Source organism: Bradyrhizobium sp. 62B, assembly GCF_030272265.2.
GTDB lineage: Bacteria > Pseudomonadota > Alphaproteobacteria > Rhizobiales > Xanthobacteraceae > Bradyrhizobium.
Window position 1 is genome coordinate 5,175,756 of record NZ_CP092841.2, and the last position, 26,283, is coordinate 5,202,038.

Sequence of the window (26,283 nt, forward strand, 5' to 3'; positions counted from 1 at the left end):
CACGCTCGAGCTGATCGCGCGCGACGATCGCCTGCGGGAAGACTTCGCCAGTCTCCCATCGCCGTGGTCTTGTAGGCGGCGGGCGACACGGCGACGTCACCGGTCTTCATGCTCCATTCCGCCCCATGCATCGAGCATGCGTGCTGCGAATAGCGCCACTGCGTGGGCTCGGCTTCGATTTGTGGAGGTCGCGATCGACGAGCTGGGCTCGCAATTGGCGAGGTGCCTGGTCGAGAGGCCGGGATCCATGACGACCGCATCGGCTTCCTTTGCTTGATTGATCAGGCGGGCCAAATTCGATGGGTCGATCTCGCTGGTGCGGGTCCGGCGGCAGCCGATGATCATCGCTTCGGGCATAGCCATCCTGTGTTGGGAGACGTTGGATTTGCATGTCGATATATGAGAACTCTTTCCCCGGACCGCAGAGCGCCCAGTCCCGCCAAGAGGGCCCCGCTTGGCAATTCGACGCTTCCCGCGATGATCGACATGCGGCCGAGGGAATGCTTGTCCGGAGCGGTCAGTTGAGGACGCCCTCGCGCTCCGGGGGGCGCCACGAGATGCACTCTTCAGAACCAGCCCCGGTGGACTTACAGCCATTTCCGAGTCGTGTTCCATTACGGCTCAATTCGCGACGTCGGCCTTGGAATCGATCGCCCGAATGAGTCGTGGTCGGATACGTTGCCTGCTTCGGAACGCGGCCAGCAAGGCTTTCCAGTACCGCCCACTCTTCGGGGCGACCAACTAAGACTTCTCCCCAGAGAAACGGCGCGCCGTCAAGATGTCCGAGACACTACCGCGCCGTCTCTATACTGGCGCGGGTCATCATGGTGATCGTGATACTCTAAACCCAAGGGGCCAATAGCGGAAACCTGCGTGACGTATTCGCCCGACTTGGCCCAATGAAAATGCCAGGTCTCGCCGGGCAGCACCACGACGCTGCTAGGCGGATAAGCCTTCACCTTGTCGCCATCGAAACTCTCGCCAAGCCCGATGTAGAATACACCTGACATGACCGTGTAAATGCGGTCTTCCGGATGCTTGTGCGGCATCAGCTTGGTGCCACCGGGGACCTTCACCCGGACCACGTACGGTCCGGGTTCACTGGGGTGACCGACCATCACGGCGAGCTTCGCGCCTCGTGGAAACGCGGGGAACGGCTGCCATGCGATATCCTCGGGAAGGATCGCCCGAAACCTCTCTTCATCAGGCTGATGTTGGCGAGGCAGATCTTGACGGGTCATGGCAATACTCCCTGTGCTCGGTTAGGTCAGCTTGGCGTCGAGCGTGATGGCGGCGTTCAGCACCTTCGAGACTGGACAATTCTTCTTGGCCTCGCCAGCGATGCGGGCGAAGTCGGCCTCGCCGAGGTTCGGCACTTTCGCGCGCAGCGTCAGGGCCGACTTGCCGATCTTGAAGCCTTTGCCTTCGGGCTCGAGCGTAACGGCCGCTTCGGTCGAGAGCTCTCCTGGCGTGAAGCCCGCGAGCTGAAGGCCAAACGCGAGCGCCATGGTGAAGCAGCCTGCATGTGCCGCCGCGATCAATTCCTCGGGATTGGTGCCCTTCTCGTTCTCGAAGCGGGTCTTGAACGAATAAGGCGTTGCGGCGAGCACTCCGGATCCGCTCGACAATTGACCGGCGCCATCTCGGCCAGTGCCCTTCCAGACTGCTGTTGCCTTGCGGATCATCTGAGTTCTCCATGTTTGATTTCAGCACCGGCGCACGGTACCGAGGGACAGCGACATCGGCACGACCGCCTGTCCCCCTTCCAACCGGTTGCGCCGCGGCGATACTGTCAGCCACCGATCTGTCCGACGTGGAAGCCCAGCCGGTTCTCGACGTCGCCGGCGCGGTGGAAGCCGCGCGCCATCAGCGCCTTGATGCGGGTTTGGCTTGCGGGACGGCCGAGCGCGGCCAGGAACGCGTCCCACTCCGGTTTGATTTCGTCATCCGGCGGCAGGCTTGCGACGTCCACAAGACGCTTCGTTTCCGCGATGGCCTCCTTGTCGAACGAAGCGATGCGCATGGCCAGCGCCTCGACAAAGCCGTCAAGCTCGGCATCCCGCAACGACCGGTTCACATAGCCGTAACGTTCGGCGAGATCGCCGCGGATGTCGTCGGCGCTGAGCAAAACTTCGAGCGCGCGGCCGCGGCCCATCAGGCGCGGCAACCGCGCCATCGGCCCGCCGCCGGGCACCAGGCCCGCACCAACCTCCCATTGCGACAGGATCGCCTTTTCCCGGCTGGCAAAGCGCATATCGCTCGCGAGCGCCAGTTCGCTGCCGACGCCGGTCGCACGGCCCCTGATCGAGGCAATCGAAACGACCGGCGCGCGGCTGAGACGCACGAGCATGTCGGGCAGTGCCTGCAGGCCAGTCGGCCCAGGCGGGATACTAAGTGAATCCTCCAGGGGCGCGAGGAAGTCGTAATGCGTGATGAAGAAGCCTTCGACGGCGCTGTCGAACACCACGACCTTTACCTCAGGATCGGTCTCGATCGCCGTGACGACGTCGTCGAGAAGCGGAAGCTGCTGGGGGCCGAAGATATTGACCGGGGGCATGTCGAACGTGACACGCCAATACGACGGCAGCCGACGTTCCAAGCGGATTTGGCCAGTCGCGAAAGTGCGTTCGGGGCGGTTCATGATTGGATTCCTGATCTGTAGGAAATAAGGGAACGCGCGGAAGTGCGCGTCCCCGCAGGTCTCAGATGGACTGACGCAACGGTTGGAAAGCGGTGCGCATTTCCGCGCAGAACAATCCGGGCTGCTCCCAGGCCGCGAAATGGCCGCCCCTGTCGAGACGGTTGTAGTGCATCAGCTTCGGATAGGCCTTTTCGGTCCAGCTGCGCGGCGCGGCGTAAATCTCGTCCGGGAAGACGCTGACGGCGACCGGGATCTTGATGTGCTTAGGCTCGAAGAACACCAGCTTATTCTCCCAGTACAGCCGCGCGGACGACACCGCGGTATTGGTGAGCCAGTAGAGCGTGATGTTATCGATCACGTCGTCCCGCGACAGCCCTTCCGTCCTCCCGTCGAACACCCGAGCGATCATCGCAGCGCTGCGTGCATCATGGTCGAGCATCCAGGACGCGAGGCCCGCCGGCGAATCCACGAGGCCATAGAGCGTCTGGGGCCGGTTAGACATCTCAATCGCGTAGCCGAGGCCGTGCTTGTAGAAATCTTCAAGCTGGTCGAAGGCGGTGCGCTCGTCCGCCGAGAGGCCGGGCGGACGCGATCCGCCGGGTTGGAGCGCCTTGGCGATATCGTCGGGGACGGTAGCCGGCATGTTGGTGTGAATGCCGAGCAGCTCCGGCGGCGCAATTACTGCCATCTGCTCGGTGACGGCATTGCCCCAATCACCACCTTGCGCAACATAGCGGCGGTATCCGAGCCGCGTCATCAGCTCGATCCAGGCGCGCGCGATGCGCTGCGGATCCCAGCCCAGTTCCGTCGGCTTGCCGGAGAAGCCATGGCCTGGCAGCGAGGGGATCACTAGATCGAAGGCGTCTGCCGCCTTCGCGCCGTGGGCGGTGGGATCGGCCAGCGGTCCGATGATCTTCAGTTGCTCGATGATCGAGCCAGGCCAGCCATGCGTGACGATCATCGGCAGCGCATTCTCGTGCCGGGAGCGGACATGGATGAAGTGTATGTCTACGCCATCGATCTCGGTGACGAATTGCGGAAGCGCATTCAGCCGCGCTTCCACCTTGCGCCAGTCATAGTCGTGCTGCCAGTAGTGAACGAGCTGCTGCATCGTCGTCAGCTGCACACCCTGTGACTCGTCTGCAACAATCTCGCGATCGGGCCAGCGCGTCGCGGAGAGGCGACGACGGAGGTCACGCAGGTCCTCCTCGGAAACGTTCAAGCGGAACGGGCGGATCGCTCCGCCGGCAGCGGCTTTCGTCGGATGCAGCGGCAGCAGGCTTGCAACGCTAGCCGCAACCGCGGCCATGGCAGCTTGGCTCAGCAGTTGGCGGCGGTCGGGATTGAGGATGTCGGTGCGTGTCTCCGTATTCATCTTGGATCTCCTCTGTTTTTTGTCGGTCGGCGCCGTCGGCTTCGAAATCAACGTGCCGGGTTCGTGATGCACCGAGATTGGCGCAGGATCTGAATATTTGCTCGTTATGGGTTGTTAGGCTGCGTTAGCAGTTGCGTGTCTGAGCGATGAGAAGAGTGCGGCCAACGATGACAATGCAGGCGATAAAATGCGACACGGCGCGCGATAGCCAAGTCATCGCCTGCCGTGTCGACCGAAATCGGGAGGCACGTCAGCGTTTACTCAGGACGGCAGCGGCTGGCCAGCCTGCTCGCGAACGATGTAGTCGGCATACCAATCGGCCCAATTCTGGTCATGTCCGCCGGTCCGTTTCTCGTGCTCACCATGTGCCGCGGCCGCGCGCCGTACTGCGGCTGCGAGTTCTGTCGACGAAGCGAAATTCGTGCCCCCGCCTGCAATGCGCCCGGGCAATCGCGCGGTGACCTCCTGGAACAACCAGCCATTGCCATCGGGATCGCTGAACGAGGCGAACGAACTATAGCTGCCGCGTTTGGGATCGACGCCGCTGACCCTTACGGTGCCCGATAGATACGGCTCGTCCGGCCCGGCGTGAACATCGCCGCCACCATGGAATGGTTCGCTCACCGCGATGCCACGCTCGAGCAATTCCCGTCGTGCCGCCTCCAGATCGTGGACAATAAGGTACAGGCCTCGTGCCGAACCGGGTGCTGCGGCCGTCACTTTCGTGCCGAAGATCACCGAGCAGGCGGAGCCTGGGGGTGTGTACTGGATCACGCGCCAGTTGTCGCCGGAGGCAAAATCCGCGTCCAGTCGCCAGCCGAGGCGGGAGTAGAACGCCTTGGCGCGGTCGACATCGGACACGGGGATCACGACGACTTCGAGCTTCATATCACTGCCGCGTGATGGAAGAGGCCTATACGAAGACTTGGCGGCGGCTTCGCGGTCGATCTCAGTACTGACCATGTCGAACTCCCTGATGTGAGACGCGGGCTCGGGTCGATCCCGCCGTTTACACGAGCACACTTCGCGCAGACTGGGGACCATTGGGAGTTATGAGATGTTATGACTCGTCGCCGATCGCGGGTTGAGACCATCTTCACAGCGCTCGCAGGCAAACCTGCCGCCGCGCTCGCTCCTTTGGTGAGAGCGCTACCCAGCGGGCTCGCAGACCGGGGCTCCGCGCCGCAAGGGACTCTGAAGCCTTGATTTACGAGCATCTTGAAGGGGATATCACTATTCTGCATGCTCGCCACGTCATGATAACTATTAACACGGCCAGCGGCCTGCCCATGACAACTTCGGTAGCATCGTCGTGCCGACGCTTCGACGCACGCATTCGCTGCGGCTGACGGAAGGATGATTGCAGAGCACATGCTGATGGAGGTCGAGTCTTCGCCCTCTTCGAGTAGCGCCTGGAGAAGCCCGAGCGTCGGATAACACTCTCTCCCAACGCCTAACACTACATAACGAGCTAACAGACCCGGTTCAGTCCAGATTGCACTCACGAGCGGCGGACGACGTCAAGTGCTCGAACGAGAGATGGCTCTACGCTTCTCCACGGCGAGGAGCGCGTCATTCCACCTGCAATCAAGGGAAACGTGTCATGAAAATTTTGATGGTCATCACCTCGCACGACCAGCTCGGCAACACCGGACGCAAGACGGGCTTTTGGCTCGAAGAGCTTGCGGCCCCGTATTTCGTCTTCAAGGATGCGGGTGCGGAAATCACGCTCGCCTCGCCGAAGGGCGGCCGTCCGCCCCTAGACCCCGAACCCGGATTCCGCACCGACCTCACTCTGCGCTTTGAGGCGGATGCCGCCGCGCAGGCCCAGCTGAACGAGACGGTTCGCCTCGACAGCGTACGGCAGGAGGATTTCGACACCGTCTTCTATCCTGGCGGTCATGGCCCCATGTGGGACCTGGCCGAGGACAAGGGTTCGGTCAAGCTGATCGAATCCTTCCTAGCCGCCGGCAAGACCATTGCCGTGGTCTGCCATTCGACCGGAGCGCTGCGTCACGTCAAGACGCCGGACGGCAAGCCGCTGGTTCAGGGCAAGGAAGTCACCGGCTTCACCAATGGCGAGGAAGAGGCCGTAGGCCTCACCAAGGTGGTGCCGTTCCTTGTCGAGGACGAGATGCTCAAACTCGGCGCCGTCTTTTCGAAGACCGCGAACTGGGGCGTGCACGTTGTCGTCGACGGCCAGCTCATCACGGGGCAGAACCCGCATTCGTCGGGTGCGGCGGCGCAGACGCTCCTCGCCAGCCTGCAGGGCAAGCCGCTGGCGCACGCTTCGTAAATCCCGGCACGCTTTGACCTGAGAGGCGCTCGTGATTGCGCCTTTCAGTGCAGCTTACGAACGTCGTCTGCCGTGCGGCAGCTGCCGCCCGTAAAGGCGCCGGATTTGATGATCTGACAGTGGCTTAAAACAGGAGCGATCACATGAACTTCCCAGCCACGGTAGCCCTCTCGGCCGCCCTGGCCTGCACAACAATGCAGGCGTCGGCGGAAACTCTAGCGTCGAGCCGACGCTCGATCACCTATCACAGCGTCGATATCCAAGGCCTCAAGATCTTCTATCGTGAGGCCGGACCCGCGGACGCCCTCACCGTGATCCTGCTTCACGGCTTCCCGTCCTCGTCGCGGATGTGGGAGCCGCTGCTGCCCCTGCTCGCGGACAAGTATCACCTGATCGCGCCGGACTATCCCGGTTTCGGCAACAGCAGCGCACCGACGCCGTCGGATTTCAATTATACATTTGACAATATCGCGGGCGTGATGGGCGAGCTTACGAACAAGCTCGGCCTCACCAGCTACGTTCTGCTGATGCAAGACTACGGCGGCCCTGTTGGCTTCCGCATGGCACTCGCGCATCCCGAGCGCGTACGCGGCATCATCGTTCAGAACGCTGTTTCGCATGAGCAGGGACTGGGTCCACTCTGGGCGGCCCGGCGGAAGTATTGGGCCGACCCAACGCACGAGCTCGAGGCACTCAAGGCCAACTTCACCTCCTTGGAGGCGACACGCCAACGGCACCTCGGCACCAGCCCGCATCCGGAGCGATACGACCCTGATACATGGACGGATGAATACGCGTTTTTGACGCGTCCTGGGCAGCCCGAGATTCAAACCACCCTGTTCCTGGATTACCGCACCAACGTCGCGTCGTATCCGAAGTGGCAGGAGTGGCTGCGCACAGCGCGTCCGCCAACTCTGGTGGTCTGGGGCAAATACGATCCATCCTTCGCCGTCGCCGGCGCTGCAGCCTACCGCGACGATGTGCCCGACGCCGAGGTTCATTTCCTGGAGGCCGGCCATTTCGCACTCGACGAGGCGACGGACGAGATCGCCTCCCTCGTCCGTAACTTCCTTGCTCCGATCGACGGGCGCACGCGCTGAATACTGACAGGATGCGCCCGCACAATACCGCACACCAGACGACGACAACAGGAGCCAAACACATGTCCGACAACATCAATCGTGAACGCCGCCGCTTCTTCGGAGGCGCTGCCATGACCCTTGCGGCCGCCCAGCTTTCGTTGAGTGCGAAGGCCGCGGCCAAGCCGGCTAAGTCTGCCGGGCCGTCTGTCAAGACCGGGTCCAACACCTCGTTTGCGCCCTTGAAGCAGATCGAGGCCGGCCTCCTCAGCATCGGCTATGCCGAGGCGGGCCCCGCCGACGGTCCGCCCGTGATCCTGCTGCACGGCTGGCCCTACGACATCTACGCTTTCGTCGATGTGGCCCCGCTGCTCGCTGCCGCCGGGCGTCGCGTGATCATCCCCTATCTGCGTGGCTACGGAACTACCCGCTTCCTGTCGGAGGCGACGATGCGGAACGGACAGCCGTCGGCCATCGCGGCCGACATCGTCGCGCTGATGGATGCGCTCAAAATCGACAAGGCGACCATTGCCGGCTTCGACTGGGGTGCGCGCACGGCTAACATCATCGCCGCCCTGTGGCCGGAGCGGGTCAAGGCTACGGTCTCGGTGAGCGGCTATCTGATCGGCAGCCAGCAGGCCGGCAAGATGCCCCTGCCTCCCAAGGCCGAGCTGCAATGGTGGTACCAGTTCTATTTCGCGACCGAACGCGGCCGCGAGGGGTATGACAAGTATCGCCACGATTTCTCGAAGTTGATCTGGCAACTCGCGTCACCCCAGTGGCACTTCGACGATGCCACCTTCGATCGCAGCGCCCAGGCCTTCGACAATCCGGATCATGTGGCGATCGTGGTCCACAATTACCGCTGGCGGCTCGGCCTCGCCGATGGAGAGGCGCAATACGACGCGTACGAGGCGCGTCTGGCGCAGGCGCCCGTGATCGCCGTACCCACCATCACCATGGAGGGTGATGCCAACGGCGCACCGCATCCGGAGCCGTCGGCCTACGCCAAAAAGTTCTCCGGACGCTATTCGCACCGGACCATCAAGGGCGGCATCGGGCACAATCTGCCGCAGGAGGCGCCGAAGGCCTTTGCCGATGCGGTGCTGGACATCATGGCGGAAGCCTAGGCGCCGCGCTTCGACAACGGCACTTAACGACGCTTAACGGGCGGGCTGGTGCGCGTCGGGCTATTTCCAATCGGCAACACCGCGGATGTGAGAGGAAGAGTCGGATGATTCCGCTGCTGGCGAATGCGATCGAGGCCCATGGCGGCCTCGATCGATGGAATGCCCACAGTCTTCTCACCGCCACGATCGTGACGGGCGGCGATTTCTGGGCCTTGAAGGGTCTCGACCAGGACCAGGCGCCGCGAACGATGCGCATCGAGCTGCATCGCGAGCGCGCGTCGGTTGAGCCATTCGGCAAGCCCGGTCAGCGCACCGACTTCAGCCCGGAACGGATCGCCATTGTCGCTGCGGGAGAAAGGGTCGTGGCAGAGCGCAACAACCCGCGCGCTGCGTTCGCGGGACACGACATGCGGACGCACTGGGATCCGCTGCATCGCGCCTATTTCAACGGCTACGCGCTCTGGACCTACATGACCGCGCCTTTCCTGCTCGCGATGGACGGATTCGAGGTGCGCGAGATCGAACCGTGGCGCGAAGGCCCTGAAGTCTGGCGCGGATTGCGGGCCACTTATCCGGCGGCTATCGCCAGCCATAGCGACGAGCAGGACTTCTATTTCGGTCCTGATATGCTGATCCGCCGGCATGACTACCGAGTCGAGATCGCTGGCAATTTCGCGGCGGCTCATTACGTATCGGATCCCGTCAGCATCGACGGCATCATGATCCCGACGCGGCGGCGAGCCTATCTGCGCGGCGAGGATTTGGCGCCGATGCGCGACGAGCTGATGGTGTCAATCGACCTCTCGGAACTGCGATTTGACTGAGCGTTCTCAGGAAGCCTCGTCCAGCATGAGCCGCGCCGCTCTGAGATCGGCGGTCTCAAACCCTTCCGAGAACCGGGCCAGGGTTGCAGCGAGAGCGCGAAGCGAATTCTTCCTGCCGCGTTGCCGCGCCAACTGCACCAGCGACATTTCCGTCCGCAATTGCCAGGACAACGCGCCCTGCCGCTCCGCCAGTGCGAGCGACGCGGCGAGGCTCGCTCCCGCAGCATCGACAGCGCCGGTGCCCGCTTCGAGCTCACCGCGCCGCCGCAGGAGCTCCGGCATGTCAAAACCCCCGCCCCCCTGTTCGACCCGGTCGATCGTCTCGTGCAGGACCTGAAGCCCTTCTGGCAAGCGGCCAAGGGCCGCCAATCCTTGCGACAGGTCGGCAGCGAAGGCCGAGGCGTAGAGCTCGTAACGATCTGCATGCAGGCGCAGAAGCGCAGCCCGCATCAAATCGACGCCGCCAGTCACGTCGCCGCGGGCAATCATGGTCTGAGCACGAAATCCCGAGGCTACGGCTTCATAGGGCGCGAGCCCGTGCACATTCGCATGCGTTGCCAGGCGCCCCGTCATCGTCTCGACGGAGGCCCAGTCCCCGACCCAACCGAACACGGAAGCCGACCAGCACAGCGCGATGCAATGCATCACGACGTCGCGCGGCACCGCCGCGCCGATGAGCGGGCGGACGCAGTCGAGCGCCCGATCGGGAAAGCCGCGGAGCCACAACACCCGCGCGAGCGGAATCTGCGGGGTGCGTGAATAGGCGAAATGCCCGGGCTGCGTTCCGCGCAGCGCGGCATCATCCCGCACGCCTTCCTCGAGATGGGCCTGTGCCTCGGCCTGATTCCCGGCAAGATGATGGGACACTCCAAGAAGCGCCTTGCTGCCGGCGATGCCCGCGCTGTCGCCGATCAGCCGGGCAATCCGCTCGGCGCGGAGTGCGCTCGGCACCAGATGCCGGTAGTCTCCCGTACGGCGGTAGAACATGTTCAGTCGCGACAGCAGTCTGAACCCGTTTGCGTGGTCGTCCATCGCTTCAGCGATCTCCAACCCGCGCCGGAGCGCCCCCTCGGCCTGCTCGCTGTTGCGCTCGGTGAACATGAAGGCATGACCGAGCGTCGACTGGAGTTCGAGCTCCCATTTCCCGCCCTTTTCGGCGTCATCAAGCATCGCGAGCGCGCGGCCCGACCAGATGCGCGCCTCGTTCAGCAGATTGAGCTCGATGAACAACCTTGCGCAGCTGCCGGCAAGCGGCACGCGCAAAGAGGCGCCTTCATCGTTGGCATAGCTCCATTGCAGCGCCGCGCGGGCATCGGCGAGCAGGCTGGCGCGCTCCTGGAGGCGGGAGCCCTGATCGCGGCCCTGCTCCGCCATGCCGGCTTCGAGCGTCCGCTGGACATAGAAGGCGTGACGGCGCGCAATCACGTCCGCCTCGCCGCCGTCGGCCAGCTTCTGCATCGCGTAGGCGCGCGTGGCATCGAGCAGGCGATAGCGCCGCGAGGCACCGTCCGGCTGCGCCGACACCAGCGACTTGGCGACGAGCTGCTCCAGTGCGTCGACCTCTCGATCGCTCGGCGCGCCCTCCTCGGTCGCGACCACCATCGCAGCCTTGAGCGTGAAAGGGCCTGCGAAAATGGCAAGCCGCTGAAACACGATGCGCTCGCTTTCGCCGATCAAGCCGAAGCTCCAGTCAAGCGTTGCACCGAGCGTCTGTTGCCGGGGTGGCGCCGTACGCCGTCCGCGCCATTCGAGCTTGAGCCGGCTGTCCAGCAGCGCGGCCAGCTCGCGCAATCCGTGGACGCCGAGGCGCGCGGCAGCCAGCTCGATCGCCAGCGCGATGCCGTCGAGCTTGCCGCAGACTTCAGCAAGCACCTCCGCGTCCTCATCCGTGATATTTGCCCGATGCCCCGCCGCGGCAGCACGGTCGACGAACAACCGCGCGGCAGGATAGTCCAGCACTTCACCGGCGCTTAGGCTAACGCCTTGCGGCGGTCCCGGCAGCGGAACGAGTTCGAAGATCTGCTCGCCTTCGACCAGCAGCGACTCGCGACTGGTGGCGAGAATTGCGATGTCGGGCGCCTCGCGGTAGATGTTTTCCGCGAGGCGCGCGACCTCGTCGATCACGTGCTCACAACTGTCAAAGATCAGAAGCAGCCGCCGTCCCCGCAGGGAATTGATGATGCTGTCCGAGGGATCATCGTGATGCACCACGAGTCCCAATGCGGCCGCGACGGTGCTCGAGACCAGCGCGGCGTCTTTCAACGGACCGAATTCGAGAAAATGGACGCGGCCTTCGAACGTTCGCCACATGTCATGGGCGAGCGCGGTCGCGACGGTCGTCTTGCCGATGCCGCCGGGCCCTCGGAGCGTGACGAAGCGGTCGCTGAGCAGACGGGCGGACAGTTCGGCCACCACGTCGTCGCGCCCGATCATCCGGTCTAGCCGAGATGGCAGGCTGGGCGGGGGCGCTGCTTCGAGGGCACGCGATGCGGGCGCCGGATCAACGTTGGGTTCGCGGCGCTGCACGGGAGCGACGAAGCAATAACCGCGACTCGGAATGTTGGTGATGAAGCGGGCACCGTCCTTGCCGTCGCCGAGAACCTTGCGCAGTTCAGCGACATGCACCCGCAGGCTGATCTCCTCGACCGCCAGGCCCGCCCAAGCGTAGGCCAAAATCTCGTTCTTCGGCACCACTTCGCCGGCACGGCTGACGAGCAGGCGCAAAATATCCATCGCGCGGCTGCCGAGCTTGACCGGCGCGCCATCTCTCTCGAGCAACCGGGACCTCAGCGAAAACGGTCCGAACGAAACGGCGTCGAGATCCAGATTCAGTGGGGCGCCCTTGCCGGAGGAGCTATTTGCAGCCGAGAGCTCGTTCACATCTGCCCCATCTTGGCGACCACTGCATCCCAATGCGAGGCGCCCATTCTCTACGCCGGCAGCATACAAAGCTTATCGATCGAAAAGCGATCGAGGCCCTCTCCCCATATGCTACCGTTCTACGCAAATAATTGAAAAGCTGGAGAAAATCAAATCTCTGCGACGCGCGGCGCTCATTTTGAGCTCGCACACCGTCTGCCCCGTCCAAAACATCACACAGGGGCTTTTTTGTCCGGCTGTCGGCTATTTCCGGAGCAGGGAAGGTTTTGCCTTGATTTTGGCGGGCGCGTGAAATCTCTACCGGTCTTCAAGCGCGTCAGAGGCCAATCTCCCAGCATGCTGCCCCAAGAGCGAAAGGGCGTGCGCCAATATGCCTCGCCCCGTAGCCCTTCTGCCAGCAAGCACTGGGACTGCAGGCGCGCCGGGGTAATTGATGCGTCAAACCGGTGAACTACCAGATAATTGTTCTCAGCCCCGCCGGGAGACAGGCACGGCCCGCGGTCGCCAGGCGGGAACCTTGCCTCCCGGATGAGTAGAAATTTCCGATCTTGAATCCTAGAAGTCCGGTTACACCGACCGCTTTAGGATGTTGCTGTCGGCCGGCATCTTGCGCAGGCGCTTGCCAGTGGCAGCGAAGATCGCGTTGGCAATGGCTGGTACGATCAACGACGTGCCGGTTTCTCCCATCCCGCCTGGAGCCGCGAAGCTCTTGACGATATGGACATCGATGGCCGGCACTTCGTTCATGCGCATCATCTGGTAAGTGTCGAAGTTGGTCTGTTCGACGCGCCCATTCTTCAGCGTGATCTCACCATAAAGCGCTGCCGTCGCTCCGAAAACGATGCCACTCTGGACTTGCGCCTGCACCGTGTCGGGGTTAACGACCGTGCCGCAATCGATTGCGCACACCACCCGCACAACCCGCACATTGCCGTCCTTGGACACTTCGACCTCGACAACCTGTGCCATGTAGCTGCCGAATACAAATTGCAAGGCAACGCCTCGGCCCCGGCCTGTGGGCAAAGGATCTCCCCAGCTGGACTTTTCCGCGGCCAGATCGAGCACGGCCCTGGCGCGCGGATTGCGGTCGAGTAGCATCCGCCGGTACGCAACAGGGTCCTGCCGTGCTGCTGATGCAAGCTCGTCGACGAAGCTTTCGGTCACGAAAACATTGTGCGACGGCCCGACGCTGCGCCAGAACGCCGTCGGAATACCCGGAGGTTCCACGCGCACGAACTCTACGTGGAAGTTCGGCAGCTCGTACACGAGATCGATCGCGCCTTCGGTGGAGTCGGGATCAAGGCCGTCCTTGAAGGCCGGAGGTAGCCAGCGCGCGATCACCGAAGGACCGGCGAAGCGGTTCTTCCAGGCCACGGGCTTGCCCTGCTTGTCGAGCCCCGCGGAAATTCGGTCAAACCAATACGGTCGATACATATCATGCTGGATGTCTTCCTCCCGCGTCCATACGACCTTCACGGGACCATCGACGTGCTTGGCGATCTCGACAGCGCGGACCGCACCGTCGGCCTCCAGCCGGCGGCCAAACCCGCCGCCGATCAGATGATTGTGGACAATGACCTTCTCGGGCGGCAGACCAGCGGCCTCCGCCGCCATCCCCTGCACCCGCGCCACAGCCTGGCTGCCGATCCAGATCTCGCACTCATCCTTGCGAAGGTGCACGGTGCAATTCATGGGCTCCATCGTCGCGTGCGCCAGGAACGGAACCTGGTACATCGCGTCCACCTTGGTGACTGCACCCGCCAGCGCCTTGTCCACGTCACCGACGTTCTGGGCGACCGCGCCAGAACCAAGGGTAGCCTGCTCCAGCTCGCGAGCGATCTGCGTCGTGTCCACCCCCGAGTAAGGACCGTCGTCCCAATCTATGACGAGGGCCTTCAGGCCCTTCTTCGCCGCCCACATATGATCCGCCACGACAGCCACAGCATCATCGAGCCGGACGATCTGACGGACGCCGCGGACGGCTCTTGCGGCCCTATCGTCCAGACTCTTCAATCGGCCGCCAAACACCGGTGATTGCGCCAGCGTCGCTATCTTCACGTTCGGCGGGCGCGCGTCGATGCCGTAGCGGGCCGTCCCGTTGACCTTACCAGGCGCGTCGAGCCGCTTGGCGGACGTGCCGATCAGCTGAAAGTCTTCTGGCCGCTTCAGCGTCACCTTTTCCGGGACAGGCAGTAGCGCCGCATCAGCGGCAAGGTCCCCATATTTCAGTCGGCGACCTGTCGGCTCATGGATCACCTCGCCGTCGCGCGCGCAGCAGGCAGTCGGGTCAACGGCCCAACGCCGCGCGGCCGCGGCGACCAGCATGACCCGCGCTGTCGCGCCGGCCACTCGCAGCGGTTGCCAACCCCCGCGCATGGCATTTGAGTTTCCCGTGGCCTGCACGCCCAGCATCGGGTTGGCATAGAGCTTTTCATTCGGCGGCGCGTGCTCCAGATGCACTTGGGACAGGCTCACCTCGAGCTCCTCAGCGAGCAGCATCGGGATCGAGGTGTAGGTGCCCTGCCCCATTTCGACATAAGGCATGGTCAGGACGACCCGACCATTGCCGGCGATACGGATGAATGCGTTCGGAGTGAAGTCCTCCAGCGCCGCTGCCTTGGTTTGGCCGAATGGCAAGCTCAGACTCAGTATCAGACCGCCGCCAGCCGCGGCACTGCTGGAGAGGAAACTGCGACGCGACAGCTTGGTGTCGTTGGAGCGCGATGCAATACCGTCAAACATCATGTCACTCTCCCTTTGCGTTCGCTTGCGCAGCAAGCTTGATCGCCTCACGGATGCGCACGTAGGTCCCGCATCGGCAGATGTTTCCACTCATGGCTTCGTCAATGTCCGTATCGGTCGGATGCGGATTGCTGGCAAGTAACGCCGAAGCCGACATGATCTGACCTGATTGACAGTAGCCGCATTGGACGACCTCGTGGTCGAGCCAGGCCTTCTGAATGCTTGCGCCAGGCGCCGTCGCCCCGACGGCCTCAATCGTCGTGACAGTGGACTCTCCGATGCTATCGATCGAAGTGACGCATGACCTTGTGGCGACGCCATCGACATGCACCGTACAGGCGCCGCACAGCGCCGCGCCGCAGCCGAATTTCGTGCCGGTCATGCCGAGCACGTCGCGCAAGACCCACAGTAGCGGCGTATCGCCGTCTACATCGACGCTATGCCGGCTTCCGTTAATGCTGACCGTGAAGGCCATAGTGTCCTCTCATTTGTGTGAATGTATTTCCGAGATGCAGTTATCGACTGCGGCTACTCAGCCGCTGGCCGACCAAACTCGCTGCCGAGACTGCTGATGCGTTGCGGCTCGACCTCCTTGGTTCTGGGCGTTTGGGTGCTCGCCACGTAGTGCACATAGGTGCTTCCGACGATCAGTGCGGCCGTCGTCAAGGATCGTAGCGTCTTCACAAGATCCATCGTCCGAGCAGGCACGATCATGGCGGTATTTCGAGACGCGTCCGGCATGTTCATGACGATCTACTCCACGTTGGCGTTCTGCCGACCCGAGATCGAAATCGGCTGATTGCTGCGTCATGACCGTCGCGCAGCCGCGGGGAATTAGCTCGTTATGGGTTGTTAGACGCTGTTAGCTGTTGCGAGCAGTTCCGGCGGCTTTCTGGCCAACTGCGAGGCATGGCACCCCTCAGCCGCGCAAGGGCTAACGATCCATAACAACCCATAACGAGCAAAATCCGTCCGCCCGCTGCATTGTCGGTTTGAGACAAGTCGACGGCGCCCATGACGACGACCCCTGAAAGCCTCACCGCGGGTAGCCGAATGGGTCGTCAGGCCCTCGAACAAGACAAGCCTATAGCGCGCAGAGCAACCAGGAGACCGAAACATGACCACCAACCAGATCGTCGATTCCAGCTTCACGGCCATCATCAACGCACCAATCGAGAAGATCGATATTCCCTCCTGGTGCTTCAACCTCTCCGAGACCGAATATCAAGGCTGTTCGCCGGCACACATCGCGGCCGGCTTCACCACCGCACCTGACGGGCGACGGATGTCCATCAATGTCGAAATCATCGGCGGAAGCCTGATGGTGCAGCACTATGTCGAGACGCTGGGCGAGAAGGACCATCTTATCCTCGATTCGACCTCGGACGTCTTCACGCCGACCGGGCGGACCACCATCCATGTCACCTGGGAGTTGAGCGCCAGGGAAATCGAGCCCGGGAAGTGCGAATTCACCAACAGGGTGCGATCGAATGCGACGGACGAATTCATGACGTTCATCGGTAAGCAGGGGATTCCCTTCGACCTGTTCCGCTCTCAGCGCCAGCCTGCTTCGATCGCTCACAATCAAAGCGAAACGCCTCTTTTTGCAGCCAGCATCGAGCGAGCCGCCCTCAAGAAGAACTGAACACCAACCGCGGCTGCGTCGTGGCAACGGCGCGGCCGCTATGGAGAGCTTCCATGACTTACCCTTTGTTCGACAAGAGCGTCACCGGACTGCTGGTTATCGACCCTTACAACGACTTCATTTCCGAGGGAGGCAAGATCTGGCCGCGGATCAAGGCCGTTGCCGAAGCGAACAATTGCGTTCCGCACATGCAGCAGGTCCTGCATGCGGCGCGTGATGCCAAGGTTAGGGTTTTCTATGCCATGCATCACCGATACCGTGCGGGGGATTATGCCTCCTGGAAGTACATCGCACCCATCCAGCGAGCTGCATGGAAACGCCGTAGCTTTGAATTCAACACCTGGGGCGGCGAGTTCCGCGCTGAATTCGTTCCAGCCCCGGGCGACATCGTTGCGGACGAACACTGGTGCTCCAGCGGCTTTGCCAACACTGATTTAGACCTGCAACTCAAAAGGCACGGCATCCAACAACTCATCGTCATCGGATTGGTGGCGCATACGTGCGTCGAAGCGACCGTGCGCTTCGCCGCGGAGCTCGGATATGACGTCACCGTCGTCAAGGATGCGGTCGCCGACTACTCGGACGAGATGATGCGCGCCGCACTGGAAATCAACCTGCCGAATTATGCAAGCGCGATTGTGACCACAAAGGAGACCGTCGAAGCACTGTCCCCCACGCATGCGCCGGCGCTCGATCCGTCGGCATAAAGGTCCCATCCACATCCGTTCGCCCCTCGTAACAGCGTCTGCCGGACGACATGTATTCGCAGCCCGGCTGCCGGAGCGTAACTGAATAAACAAGCCAGCCGCTGCTGGCCCAGGTTCTCAAAGCCAACAAAAGGAGCACGTCATGGGTATCGAACAAAAGGTCGCCATCATCACTGGTGCATCGCAGGGCATCGGTGCCGCTTTAGTCCAGGGTTTTCGCGATCGCAACTACAGGATTGTTGCCACAGCGCGCACGATTAAGCCGTCGGGTGACGATAAGGTTCACGCCGTTGCCGGCGACATCGCCGAGCGGGGCACGGCCGAACGCGTGGTCGCGGGAGCCGTCGCCCGGTTTGGCCGCGTCGACACGCTGGTGAACAATGCCGGTATCTTCGTCGCAAAGCCGTTCACGCAGTACACCGCCGAGGACTATGCGGCGGTGATGGGCACTAACGTGGCGGGCTTCTTCAACATCACCCAGCTCGCCATCGCCGAGATGGAGAAGCAGCGTTCCGGCCACGTCGTGCAGATCACGACGACCCTCGTGGAGCAGGCCAACTCGAACGTTCCCTCGGTCCTGGCTTCGCTCAGCAAGGGCGGCTTAAGCGCCGCGACGAAATCGCTCGCGATCGAATACGCGAAGCGCGGGATCCGCGTGAACGCCGTGTCTCCCGGCATCATTAAGTCCCCAATGCACCCGGCCGAAACGCATGCCCAGCTCAGCGCCCTGCACCCGGTCGGCCACATGGGCGAGATGTCCGATATCGTTGAGGCCGTGCTCTATCTCGAAGGAGCCTCCTTCGTGACCGGCGAGATCCTGCATGTCGACGGCGGCCAGAGCGCCGGTCACTGAGCACGGGGAAACACGATGCCTATCGTCACCATTCAAGTGACCCGCGAGGGAACAACTCCGGGTACGGCGTCGATCACAGCCGATGAGAAGGCCGCACTGATAGAGGGGTCGAGCCAGCTCCTGCTCAACGTGCTCGGCAAGCCGCTCGATTCCACCTTCGTCGTGATCGAAGAAATCGACATTGATAACTGGGGCTGGGGCGGCCTCCCCGTGCAGGAATTCCGGCGTCGGCGCGGAGCCCAGATCGGATAGTCCGCGGGCCATCGTGCGCAGGAGGATGACATGACCAACGCGGATACGAAGCAACACGTCGACACCCGGCAGCATCCGCGGCCGGGATGGACATCACAGCAAACTACAAAGCGAACGTGGCGATATGCCGTGGCGGGATTGTCCGCTTCACTGGTTGGACTTGGCCTCGCCCGCTTTTCCTATACGCCGCTGATCCCGGCTCTGATCGCTGCGAAGTGGTTCAGCGCACCTGACGTTGTCTATCTCGGTGCTGCCAACCTTGCCGGCTATCTCGCCGGCGCGTTAGCGGCCCGCGCCGTTGCCGCCCGCATCGGCGCAGTCCGCGGGCTGAGGGCAATGATGCTGCTCGCCACGCTCTCCTTCTTTGCCAGCTCAACACCGGTCTCGTTCACCTGGTTCTTCGCCTGGCGCTTCCTGTCTGGCCTTACCGGCGGAATCATCATGGTGCTGGCGGCCTCGGTCATTCTGCCGCACACCTCACCTGGGAGGCGCGGCATCATCGGCGGCGTGATCTTTGCGGGCGTCGGGCTCGGCGTCGCCGCGTCGGGCTCGCTGGTGCCGCTGCTGCTCCAGCAGGGTTTGCAGAAAAGCTGGTATGGTCTCGGCGTGCTCTCGGCCGTGCTGACGCTCGTGAGCTGGTGGAACTGGCCCGCTGAGTCTAAGTCCGCTGCAGCGCCTTCGCATCACTCGAAGCACGATCGTGCCTCGCCCGCTGTCCGCGCCCTACTGGTCCAATACGGCCTCAATGCGGTGGCTCTGGTGCCGCACATGGTTTTCATCGTCGATTTCGTCGCGCGCGGCCTCGGGCAGGGCGTCGCGGCCGGCTCGCGCTATTGGGTGCTGTACGGCCTCGGCGCGATCGTCGGTCCGCTCGTCACCGGCCATCTCGGCGACCGATCGGGCTTCGGTCCGGCGCTTCGCTTAGCGTTCCTGATCGAGGCAGCCGCCGTTCTGCTCCCGACCGTCAGCAACGCTCCGATCTCGCTGATCGTCTCGAGCGTGGTGGTCGGCGGCTTCACGCCCGGTATCGTGCCGCTGGTGCTCGGACGCATCCATGAACTCATCCCGCACTCGACCGAACGGCAGCGGGCATGGAGCCACGTCACCACGAGTTTTGCGCTGTTCCAGGCAGTGGCGGCTTACGGCTTCTCCTGGATATATGCAAAGACTGGCGGGGACTATCTGGTGCTGTTCGGGTTGGGGGCTGCCGCCGTGGTGCTCGCCCTCGCCCTCGATTTCGCGATCGCGCTCACCACACGCGAAGCACAGTAACCCGTCAAGTTGACGCCGTTCACCCTGTGATCTCGCCGATCTAACGGAAGCCCGGAATCCCGGCTGCTTCCTCCAAAATGAGCTTCACTCGAACTGCCGATCTGACGGTCTGGAAAGGAAGTTTGGATTACGCCGCCCGCAGAACCTCTGCCGCGTAAAGAGCGGTGCCGGTGTGGTGCTTCGGGCCCAAATTAACGCCCTCAGCTCCCCGACTGCGGTAACAGTCCTTCGGAGCGCTCGCCGGTCCTGGGCAATTGGGCAGAAAGGGGGGTGGACCGATCGGATTTCATGGAGTGATCAAAATTGACCAGATTGTCGTGCGCCATCGTGAAATGCTCAGGCGATGGATACTTGGATAGAACACCTACGGTGCGCCCGTTGTGGCAAGACCGGCGACGCTGAGCTCATCGAGGTCAGTCAATTCAATAACGCCTTCCTCAAGGTCCCCGAGGGCTTCGAGGTCGTCACGAACAAGTTTGGTCGCACCTTCCACTGCGCAACCTGCGAAATACCAGTTGAGCCATAAAACTCTCAGGGCGAGATCAGTTCGCCACGCCCTTGAACAGTACGCCTATCCGCTAAGGATCGTCTGCTTCAACGCGATCGAGGGCTGGTCCCGCGATGCGACCTCGGACGTCGCGGACGCGTTGAGCGAGCGCATCGCCAACAGCGACGCCGAGGTCTCGCAGGCGCTGCAGGATTTTATCCAGGCCTACGGCACACGGCCATTCAACCTGCAGCTGGCGCTTCCGCTGCCGCTTCGCATCCTCGCGTGATGACGACTGAGGGCAAGCCGCTGCGCTGGACGCCGCGCGATGAGCGGGGACCATCTGGTCCGCTGTCCAGGCTGCGGGGAACTGATTGATATACGAGATCTTGCCGAGGCGCTCGAGGATCTGCACGGCGAGGAGATCGAGGAGGAAACCGTTGGCGCAATGAGGTTCTGCCCTGTGGCAACGCTCCACCGCCCGGCTGAAGCCTTTTGCGTTTCCGAATTTACCCTCGAGTCACATTTAGTATTGCCGGAACCGAATTTTTCGGGAAAACTCGGCAACGCCGGGGCTGATATTTCAATCCCGAACACGCATTTTAACCGGCAAGGGGCTGTCGCGAGACGGCCCCTTTCGCTTCTGACATTCGCAGAATTAAACACTCACGAGTCAAATGCGGACAGTACCGGTGGGTCTGCGAAAACCACACTGCAACCTGACGGATGCGAACGACCCCGACGACGTCCCAGAGATGCCGGACGGTTTTCGTTGAGGAGGCCAGCAGGACCTGACGGAGTCGCAATCCGGCGCTTGCCACACTATCTGGCAAGCATGCCCAACGCGTTCGAGTTCTGCCTGCCCACGGCCGCGAAGGTCGTGCCCGACGGCCCAGACTGGCTCCACGAAATCAAGTATGACGGCTATCGCCTGCGCGTCGAACGCAGCGGCAAGGACGTGCGGCTGCTGACCCGGAACGGGCACAACTGGACCAGCCGCTTCCCCTGGATCGTGGAGGCTGCGCTGAAGAACCGCGAGCAGCAATTCGTGGTCGACGGCGAAGCCGTGGTGCTCGGCGTCGACGGCGTCTCGGACTTCAATGCCCTGCACTCGCGCAAATGCGACCACGAGGTGCAGCTCTACGCCTTCGACATTCTCGCACTTGGCGGCGAAGACCGGCTGAACAGTCCTCCTCGGTCCAGCAATTTCGCAAAGAGTCGGCGCACGTCGGAAAGAAGCCGCACGTTCCTCGAACGAGGTCGATCGGGACGCTTGGATGAAGCTTGCGCGAGACTGGGAGGACTTGGCACTTGCTGCAGAACGAGGACAGATCTTCCGGAGGGGCTGAGACAAGCTTTCAAATACTAGGTCTTCTTGAGCGCCGAACTCGCTCGGATGATGCTCTCTTCGTGCAGATGTCATTAACGCAGCGAGCTACGACTGGAATAGCCAAGCTATCTGAAAAGAAAACAGGCCTGAACTCAGCGATGTTTGCCAATCTGGACGAGGTAAAGCTCGGTGAACTGAACACTACGCTCTTGGCATTTGCAAAGAATGTTCAGCTGGCCGCTGGGTTGCTGGCAATCGAAGCCGAGTAATCTTCAGACGTCGGAAAACACAAAGCCCTCGGCAGTCTCCCGCCGAGGGCTCTGAGGAACTCTCGGTGGCTTCCACCGAGAGCTCCAATTTTAGACCGAACTTACCAGTTGCGCTGAGCGCGGAGGAGCAGGGTGATGGTGTCCTGATCCTTGAGCTCGTACACAGCGGCCGGCTTGGCCGTCGTGCCGGCACCAGCGTAACCAACCGTACCGGAGTACTTCTGGTCGAGATGGGTCCAGTTCAGGTCAGCCGAGAACGTGAGGTTCTTGACCGGGGTCCAGCGGGTGATCACACCGACCTGCGCCACAGCGAAGTCAGGGTTACAACCGGTGACGCCGGCGAGGCCACCGAACACGCCGCCTGCACCGCCAGCGCCGCAAAGCGTGGTCTTGGCGAGCGAGCCGAACTGCGCCTGAGCGTAGGCACCGTACAGCGCGGTGTTCCAGTAGGGATCCCAGTTATGGGTGTATGCGCCGCGGAAGCCCCAGGTCTTCACAGTCTCCTGCGAGGAGCCGGTGACGAACACGGTGTCCGGAGCGATGGCGAAGCCGACGCTCTGGTAGGCAACGCCCGAGTTGCCGAACATCGAGTAGCTGCCGCCCGCCAGGTTCTGGAAGTTGTAGCGGGACGCGCCGTCGGTGTAGACGCCCGAAATGTTGATCACGTCACCCGCACCAGTCGGGATGTTCTTGATCGACAGAGCGAGCTGAACAGCCCAGCCCCACTTGTCGTCGGGGTGGCCAGTCGGCTCGGTGGCGCCGTAGTAGGCAACGTGGTTGTCGTGAGCAGCAACCGACGCCTGGAACAGACCCCAGGCCTGGTCGACGCGGACCATACCGACGAGGTTCGGCGAACGCGAGCCGCCGATGGCGTTGGAGCCATAGGAGCCGCCGATCATGCCAGCAGCCGAAGCGCCGGTCATGTTCAGGTTGCCGGCCTGATAGTAGGCCGTCGCGTCTTCAGCCGAGAACGACGCCGTCACGCCCTGACCGAAGTCAGCGGTGTAGGTGAACTGGTTGACACCAGTGACCGTGCCGGAACCGCCGACGAGGCTGTCGAAGTTGTTGCCGGGATAGTTGGTCCAGGGCGCGTCGAACTGCGACACGGCCTTACCCATGGTGAAGCCGGCGAACTGGATGAAGGCGTAGTACACGCCGAGCGAACCGCCCGAGGTATTGCCGTCGGTGGCGTTGATCGACGAACCAACGAGCGCCGGGGTGGCGCCGGAGGTGTTGAGCGCCAGCGTGCCGCTGTAGGCGGTGGCACCGGTCGCGCTGCCCGTGCCGGCGTAGTTGCCGGTGGTCCAGGAGAACACGCCGTCGAAGAAGGTACGGACGACGCCGTACTCGGTCGCGGTGCGCGTGTCGATGTTGAGATCTTCACGAGCGCGCATGGTGTAGTAGTTCGTCAGACGGTTGCGCGCGCCGTTGTTCGACGTCAGCTGACCGCTGAAGTCCGAGTTGGTGTTCAGCGCGACTTCAGCGCGCAGATAACCACCCAGCTTGATGCAGGTGTCGGTGCCCGGGATGTAGTAGAAACCCGCGCCGTACAGCGAGCAGATCTTCACGTATTCGACCGCCTTGGCCTTCACGGGGAGATCGGCTGCCTGCGCTCCGCCCACGGCGATCAGACCCGCCGCTGAGCCGAGCAAAAGGCTCTTAACCAACTTCATGTTAAACCTCCAAGTTGCTCTTCAGGGAAGGTCACTGACCGGACGGCCAATTCCCCAACCCCCTCTAAATCACCGCCTTGGCCCCCTTCGCGCCTTCGGACACACCCGCATGAACGCGAGGGACTTAAGCGAATGACCTAAACGGGACGACCTCGGGATGCCCCCCTCCGTCGCCCAGTCACCATGATCGATGCCCCACGCACACACAACAACAGAACAGCGCCAAACGGGCCCAATAAGCTTGTTTTCGGACAGGTGTTGCACAAAAATCACGCAGCAAGGCCTGGGCAATTCTTACTTAACCTATTGTTAGGTTTAACAATTCCACCACTCACAGCCGCGTGAGTGCTTCAGCGAAGAGCTGCCCTCTGCCGGGGGAACATGTGCTCTCAGTCGGCTTGAGGGTGGAATCGGTAAGCTCTCAGGCACGAATCGGGACACTGGATGGCGACGCAGCCATCTATTCTTGGGCCTAGGATCACCATGTCTAAAGCGAGCACCAAAAGGATCTCAGCGGCGCCAAGTTGGCTGGGCCTCACTCCAGACCGGTCGTCTTTCGTGTTCCTGCCGGATCGGGCCGAAATCGTGCGAAAGATCTTTCAACTCTCGACCGGCGGGATGGGCAGTTACGCCATCGCCAATTATCTTGATGAACTGAAGGTGCCGACCTTCACCGGATCCCTCAATTGGGACCATACCACCATTGACTCAATGCTCAGGAACCGGGCCACCTACGGTGAGTTCCAGCCGAAGTCTTTCGCCGCAGGCCATAAGAGGGGCATCCCGAGCGGCCCTCCCATTTCCAACTATTACCCTGCAGTCATAGACAAGGTCACGTTTGATGCTGCGCAGGTGGCACGTCAACAAAATCTGTCGCACCGCGGGCGCAAAGGGAATGATCTCGCCAATATCTTCGGTGACCTATGCTCGTGTGCCTATTGCGGCAGCAAAGTCATCTTCCATCGCATTTCGAATGTGCAGGTTTTGGTTTGCGAGCAGGTCTTCAACCACAGCGCCTGCAGCCGCACCGCCTGGACGTACAGAGATTTCGAAATCACCGTTCTGGCATTCTTGGCTCACCCGGCGTTAGTCGCCCAAGCAAGCGACGAACTGAAAGCTGCGCTGCTCGATCTTATCGAGGAGATCAAGGGCCTAGCTTCAGATCCAGAGCGACGTTTCGCTAGAAGAGTAAACATCACAGTCCTTGTGAAGCGAATTGTCGCTAGGCTCGTCGTCCACAGCGCGGGGGATCTGACGCGGCCGAGACAATCTTCGGCGCAGATCCGCAAGGACATCGCGGGAAGATTTCTCGAGATCCAGCTGCAAGCAGGGCCGTCTTACCCCTGCATCTCGGTAGCATGAGAAACTCAGAGACTTTCCCAAGGTTCTCGTGGAGCGCCAAGTCGGGCTCCGTGCCGTTACGCTTGAGGCGTTGCCGTGCGGGATTATGACCACATCATCGAGCAAGCCATGCCGACGATGCACAGGAACATCGCTGCGGTCGCGATCCAGCCCAACCAATAGACTGGCCCCGAAACCATGAGATCGCCCATGACCGACTTTCGCCTCACCAGCAGCATCATCACGGTCATGATCGGCGCCGCCAATATTCCATTGATGACGGCGCTCCAATAGAGCGCCTTTATCGGGTCGAGCGCCGTGAAGTTGAGACCAACGCCGAGCGCGACCGAAAGCGCGAGTACACTATAGAACGCGACGGCCTCCTTCGGCTTCCGCGACAGGCCGACCGGCCACTTGCGACCTTCTCCGATAGCGTAGGCCGTCGATCCGGCCAGCACCGGGATGGCAAGCAGGCCCGTTCCGATGATGCCGAGCGCAAAGATCAACTCAGCCATCGCGCCCGCGACGGGCCTCAAGGCTTCGGCCGCCTGGGCCGACGACTCGATGTCGGTCTTGCCGGACGCGTGCAACGTCGCCGCTGTAGTCATGATGATCGCGATCGCAATGACGTTCGACACTGCCATGCCGACGAGCGTGTCGATTCGGATCCTCTTGATCTCCTCGTCCTCCTTCTCCGGCTCGCGCTTAAGCGGCTTCTTGTCGGGATCGATCCGCTGCTCCTCCGCTTCCTGGGAGGACTGCCAGATGAACAGATAGGGCGAAATCGTCGTCCCAAGAATCGCGACTAAAGTCGTCAGAAAGGGCCCATTCCATTCGATCTTAGGAATCAGCAGTCCTTTCAGCGCCTCGCTCCAAGGCACCTTTGCGAGAAAAAGGGCGATGACATAGGCGAGCAAAACGAGCGTCAGCCATTTCAGGATCGCCACATAACGCTCATACTTGAAGAAGATCTGCGCGATGACAGAAATCGCGCCGAAGAAAACAACGTAAAGCGTGCCGGGTCCACCGATCAGAAGCTTGAGGGCATCGCCCATAGCCCCGAGGTCGGCGGCAACGTTGATCGTATTGGCAACGAAAAGCAGCACGATCATAGACCAGATGACGGGTGCGGGGAAATTTCGGCAGACGTTTCCGGCGATGCCGTGGCCCGTCACGCGGCCGATGCGGCCCGAGATCTCCTGGATCGCGGCCATCAACGGATAGGTGAACAACATGGTCCAACCAATGCCGAATCCTAGCTGGGCGCCCGCTTGGCTGTATGTGCCGATACCGGATGGATCGTCGTCGGAAGCGCCGGTGATGAGGCCGGGCCCCAAGCGCCGCAAGAAGCTGTCCTGATCCGGGTTCTCGACTGGCTTCTTGCGCGTTTTTCTGCTCGCCACCTCTTCGCTCCTCGTCGCTGCCATGGATCCGATTCCGGAACTCATAACGTCTGTGCAGGCCTCTTAGTTCGGAGTGTGCAGTTT

25 protein-coding genes are annotated in these 26,283 nt (G+C 62.1%); 13 read left to right on the forward strand and 12 right to left on the reverse strand.

Annotated elements, in window-relative coordinates; all coding sequences use genetic code 11:
* Window positions 1-96: 96 nt before the first annotated feature.
* The 6 genes from ML401_RS24680 to ML401_RS24705 form a co-directional block, all read right to left on the reverse strand.
* Complete coding sequence (locus ML401_RS24680; protein WP_285807235.1) at window positions 97-357, reverse strand: hypothetical protein; 261 nt, start codon at window positions 355-357, stop codon at window positions 97-99.
* A 416-nt stretch (window positions 358-773) separates the two neighbouring features.
* Window positions 774-1,241 carry a cupin domain-containing protein gene (locus ML401_RS24685; protein ID WP_285807236.1) on the reverse strand — a complete coding sequence of 156 codons (468 nt, stop codon included), beginning with the start codon at window positions 1,239-1,241 and terminating at the stop codon, window positions 774-776.
* 21 nt (window positions 1,242-1,262) lie between these two features.
* Complete coding sequence (locus ML401_RS24690) at window positions 1,263-1,685, reverse strand: OsmC family protein (RefSeq protein ID WP_285807237.1); 423 nt, start codon at window positions 1,683-1,685, stop codon at window positions 1,263-1,265.
* Window positions 1,686-1,792: 107 nt separating this feature from the next.
* Window positions 1,793-2,641 (reverse strand): enoyl-CoA hydratase/isomerase family protein, encoded by an 849-nt coding sequence (locus tag ML401_RS24695; protein WP_285807238.1) that lies wholly within the window; start codon window positions 2,639-2,641, stop codon window positions 1,793-1,795.
* Between the two features lie 61 nt (window positions 2,642-2,702).
* On the reverse strand, window positions 2,703-4,016 hold the full coding sequence (locus ML401_RS24700; RefSeq protein WP_285807239.1) for an epoxide hydrolase family protein: 1,314 nt from the start codon (window positions 4,014-4,016) through the stop codon (window positions 2,703-2,705).
* A gap of 261 nt (window positions 4,017-4,277) precedes the next feature.
* The gene (locus tag ML401_RS24705) at window positions 4,278-4,979 is read right to left on the reverse strand and encodes a VOC family protein (protein WP_285807240.1); all 702 of its coding nucleotides are present in this window, start codon (window positions 4,977-4,979) and stop codon (window positions 4,278-4,280) included.
* 640 nt (window positions 4,980-5,619) lie between these two features.
* Between ML401_RS24705 and ML401_RS24710 the strand changes: the two genes are divergently transcribed.
* The 4 genes from ML401_RS24710 to ML401_RS24725 all read left to right on the forward strand — a co-directional run bounded on the left by ML401_RS24710 (window position 5,620) and on the right by ML401_RS24725 (window position 9,345).
* Window positions 5,620-6,312, forward strand: coding sequence for a type 1 glutamine amidotransferase domain-containing protein (locus tag ML401_RS24710; protein ID WP_285807241.1), 693 nt, complete (start codon window positions 5,620-5,622; stop codon window positions 6,310-6,312).
* Window positions 6,313-6,455: 143 nt separating this feature from the next.
* A complete protein-coding gene (locus ML401_RS24715) occupies window positions 6,456-7,412 on the forward strand; it encodes an alpha/beta fold hydrolase (RefSeq protein WP_285807242.1) in 957 nt (318 codons plus the stop codon).
* A 62-nt stretch (window positions 7,413-7,474) separates the two neighbouring features.
* Window positions 7,475-8,521, forward strand: coding sequence for an alpha/beta fold hydrolase (locus ML401_RS24720; RefSeq protein ID WP_285807243.1), 1,047 nt, complete (start codon window positions 7,475-7,477; stop codon window positions 8,519-8,521).
* Window positions 8,522-8,625: 104 nt separating this feature from the next.
* Entirely contained in the window at window positions 8,626-9,345 is a 720-nt protein-coding gene (locus ML401_RS24725; RefSeq protein WP_285807244.1) for a hypothetical protein, read from the forward strand.
* A 6-nt stretch (window positions 9,346-9,351) separates the two neighbouring features.
* On the opposite strand, the gene ML401_RS24730 is transcribed toward ML401_RS24725, so the two are convergent.
* From ML401_RS24730 to ML401_RS24745, 4 genes are all read right to left on the reverse strand, one after another.
* Entirely contained in the window at window positions 9,352-12,225 is a 2,874-nt protein-coding gene (locus ML401_RS24730; RefSeq protein WP_376717382.1) for a winged helix-turn-helix domain-containing protein, read from the reverse strand.
* A gap of 567 nt (window positions 12,226-12,792) precedes the next feature.
* Window positions 12,793-14,970 (reverse strand): xanthine dehydrogenase family protein molybdopterin-binding subunit, encoded by a 2,178-nt coding sequence (locus tag ML401_RS24735; protein ID WP_285807246.1) that lies wholly within the window; start codon window positions 14,968-14,970, stop codon window positions 12,793-12,795.
* Between the two features lies 1 nt (window position 14,971).
* Entirely contained in the window at window positions 14,972-15,442 is a 471-nt protein-coding gene (locus tag ML401_RS24740) for a (2Fe-2S)-binding protein (RefSeq protein WP_285807247.1), read from the reverse strand.
* 53 nt (window positions 15,443-15,495) lie between these two features.
* On the reverse strand, window positions 15,496-15,714 hold the full coding sequence (locus ML401_RS24745; RefSeq protein WP_285807248.1) for a hypothetical protein: 219 nt from the start codon (window positions 15,712-15,714) through the stop codon (window positions 15,496-15,498).
* Window positions 15,715-16,084: 370 nt separating this feature from the next.
* Between ML401_RS24745 and ML401_RS24750 the strand changes: the two genes are divergently transcribed.
* The 8 genes from ML401_RS24750 (at window position 16,085) to ML401_RS24785 (ending at window position 21,782) form a co-directional block, all read left to right on the forward strand.
* Complete coding sequence (locus tag ML401_RS24750) at window positions 16,085-16,612, forward strand: hypothetical protein (RefSeq protein ID WP_285807249.1); 528 nt, start codon at window positions 16,085-16,087, stop codon at window positions 16,610-16,612.
* Window positions 16,613-16,665: 53 nt separating this feature from the next.
* Window positions 16,666-17,319, forward strand: coding sequence for an isochorismatase family cysteine hydrolase (locus ML401_RS24755; protein WP_285807250.1), 654 nt, complete (start codon window positions 16,666-16,668; stop codon window positions 17,317-17,319).
* Between the two features lie 142 nt (window positions 17,320-17,461).
* Window positions 17,462-18,172, forward strand: coding sequence for an SDR family NAD(P)-dependent oxidoreductase (locus ML401_RS24760; RefSeq protein WP_285807251.1), 711 nt, complete (start codon window positions 17,462-17,464; stop codon window positions 18,170-18,172).
* 15 nt (window positions 18,173-18,187) lie between these two features.
* A complete protein-coding gene (locus ML401_RS24765) occupies window positions 18,188-18,424 on the forward strand; it encodes a 4-oxalocrotonate tautomerase family protein (RefSeq protein WP_285807252.1) in 237 nt (78 codons plus the stop codon).
* A gap of 30 nt (window positions 18,425-18,454) precedes the next feature.
* A complete protein-coding gene (locus ML401_RS24770; RefSeq protein WP_285807253.1) occupies window positions 18,455-19,696 on the forward strand; it encodes an MFS transporter in 1,242 nt (413 codons plus the stop codon).
* 515 nt (window positions 19,697-20,211) lie between these two features.
* Window positions 20,212-20,472 carry a hypothetical protein gene (locus ML401_RS24775; protein ID WP_285812734.1) on the forward strand — a complete coding sequence of 87 codons (261 nt, stop codon included), beginning with the start codon at window positions 20,212-20,214 and terminating at the stop codon, window positions 20,470-20,472.
* 39 nt (window positions 20,473-20,511) lie between these two features.
* The gene (locus ML401_RS24780) at window positions 20,512-21,552 is read left to right on the forward strand and encodes a hypothetical protein (RefSeq protein WP_376717299.1); all 1,041 of its coding nucleotides are present in this window, start codon (window positions 20,512-20,514) and stop codon (window positions 21,550-21,552) included.
* Between the two features lie 41 nt (window positions 21,553-21,593).
* Window positions 21,594-21,782, forward strand: coding sequence for a hypothetical protein (locus ML401_RS24785; RefSeq protein ID WP_285807254.1), 189 nt, complete (start codon window positions 21,594-21,596; stop codon window positions 21,780-21,782).
* Between the two features lie 101 nt (window positions 21,783-21,883).
* On the opposite strand, the gene ML401_RS24790 is transcribed toward ML401_RS24785, so the two are convergent.
* Entirely contained in the window at window positions 21,884-23,455 is a 1,572-nt protein-coding gene (locus ML401_RS24790) for a porin (RefSeq protein ID WP_285807255.1), read from the reverse strand.
* Window positions 23,456-23,938: 483 nt separating this feature from the next.
* Between ML401_RS24790 and ML401_RS24795 the strand changes: the two genes are divergently transcribed.
* Window positions 23,939-24,817 (forward strand): recombinase family protein, encoded by an 879-nt coding sequence (locus ML401_RS24795; protein WP_285807256.1) that lies wholly within the window; start codon window positions 23,939-23,941, stop codon window positions 24,815-24,817.
* 83 nt (window positions 24,818-24,900) lie between these two features.
* Here the strand turns inward: ML401_RS24795 and ML401_RS24800 are convergent, their stop codons facing one another.
* The gene (locus tag ML401_RS24800; protein ID WP_285807257.1) at window positions 24,901-26,244 is read right to left on the reverse strand and encodes an Nramp family divalent metal transporter; all 1,344 of its coding nucleotides are present in this window, start codon (window positions 26,242-26,244) and stop codon (window positions 24,901-24,903) included.
* Window positions 26,245-26,283 lie beyond the last annotated feature (39 nt).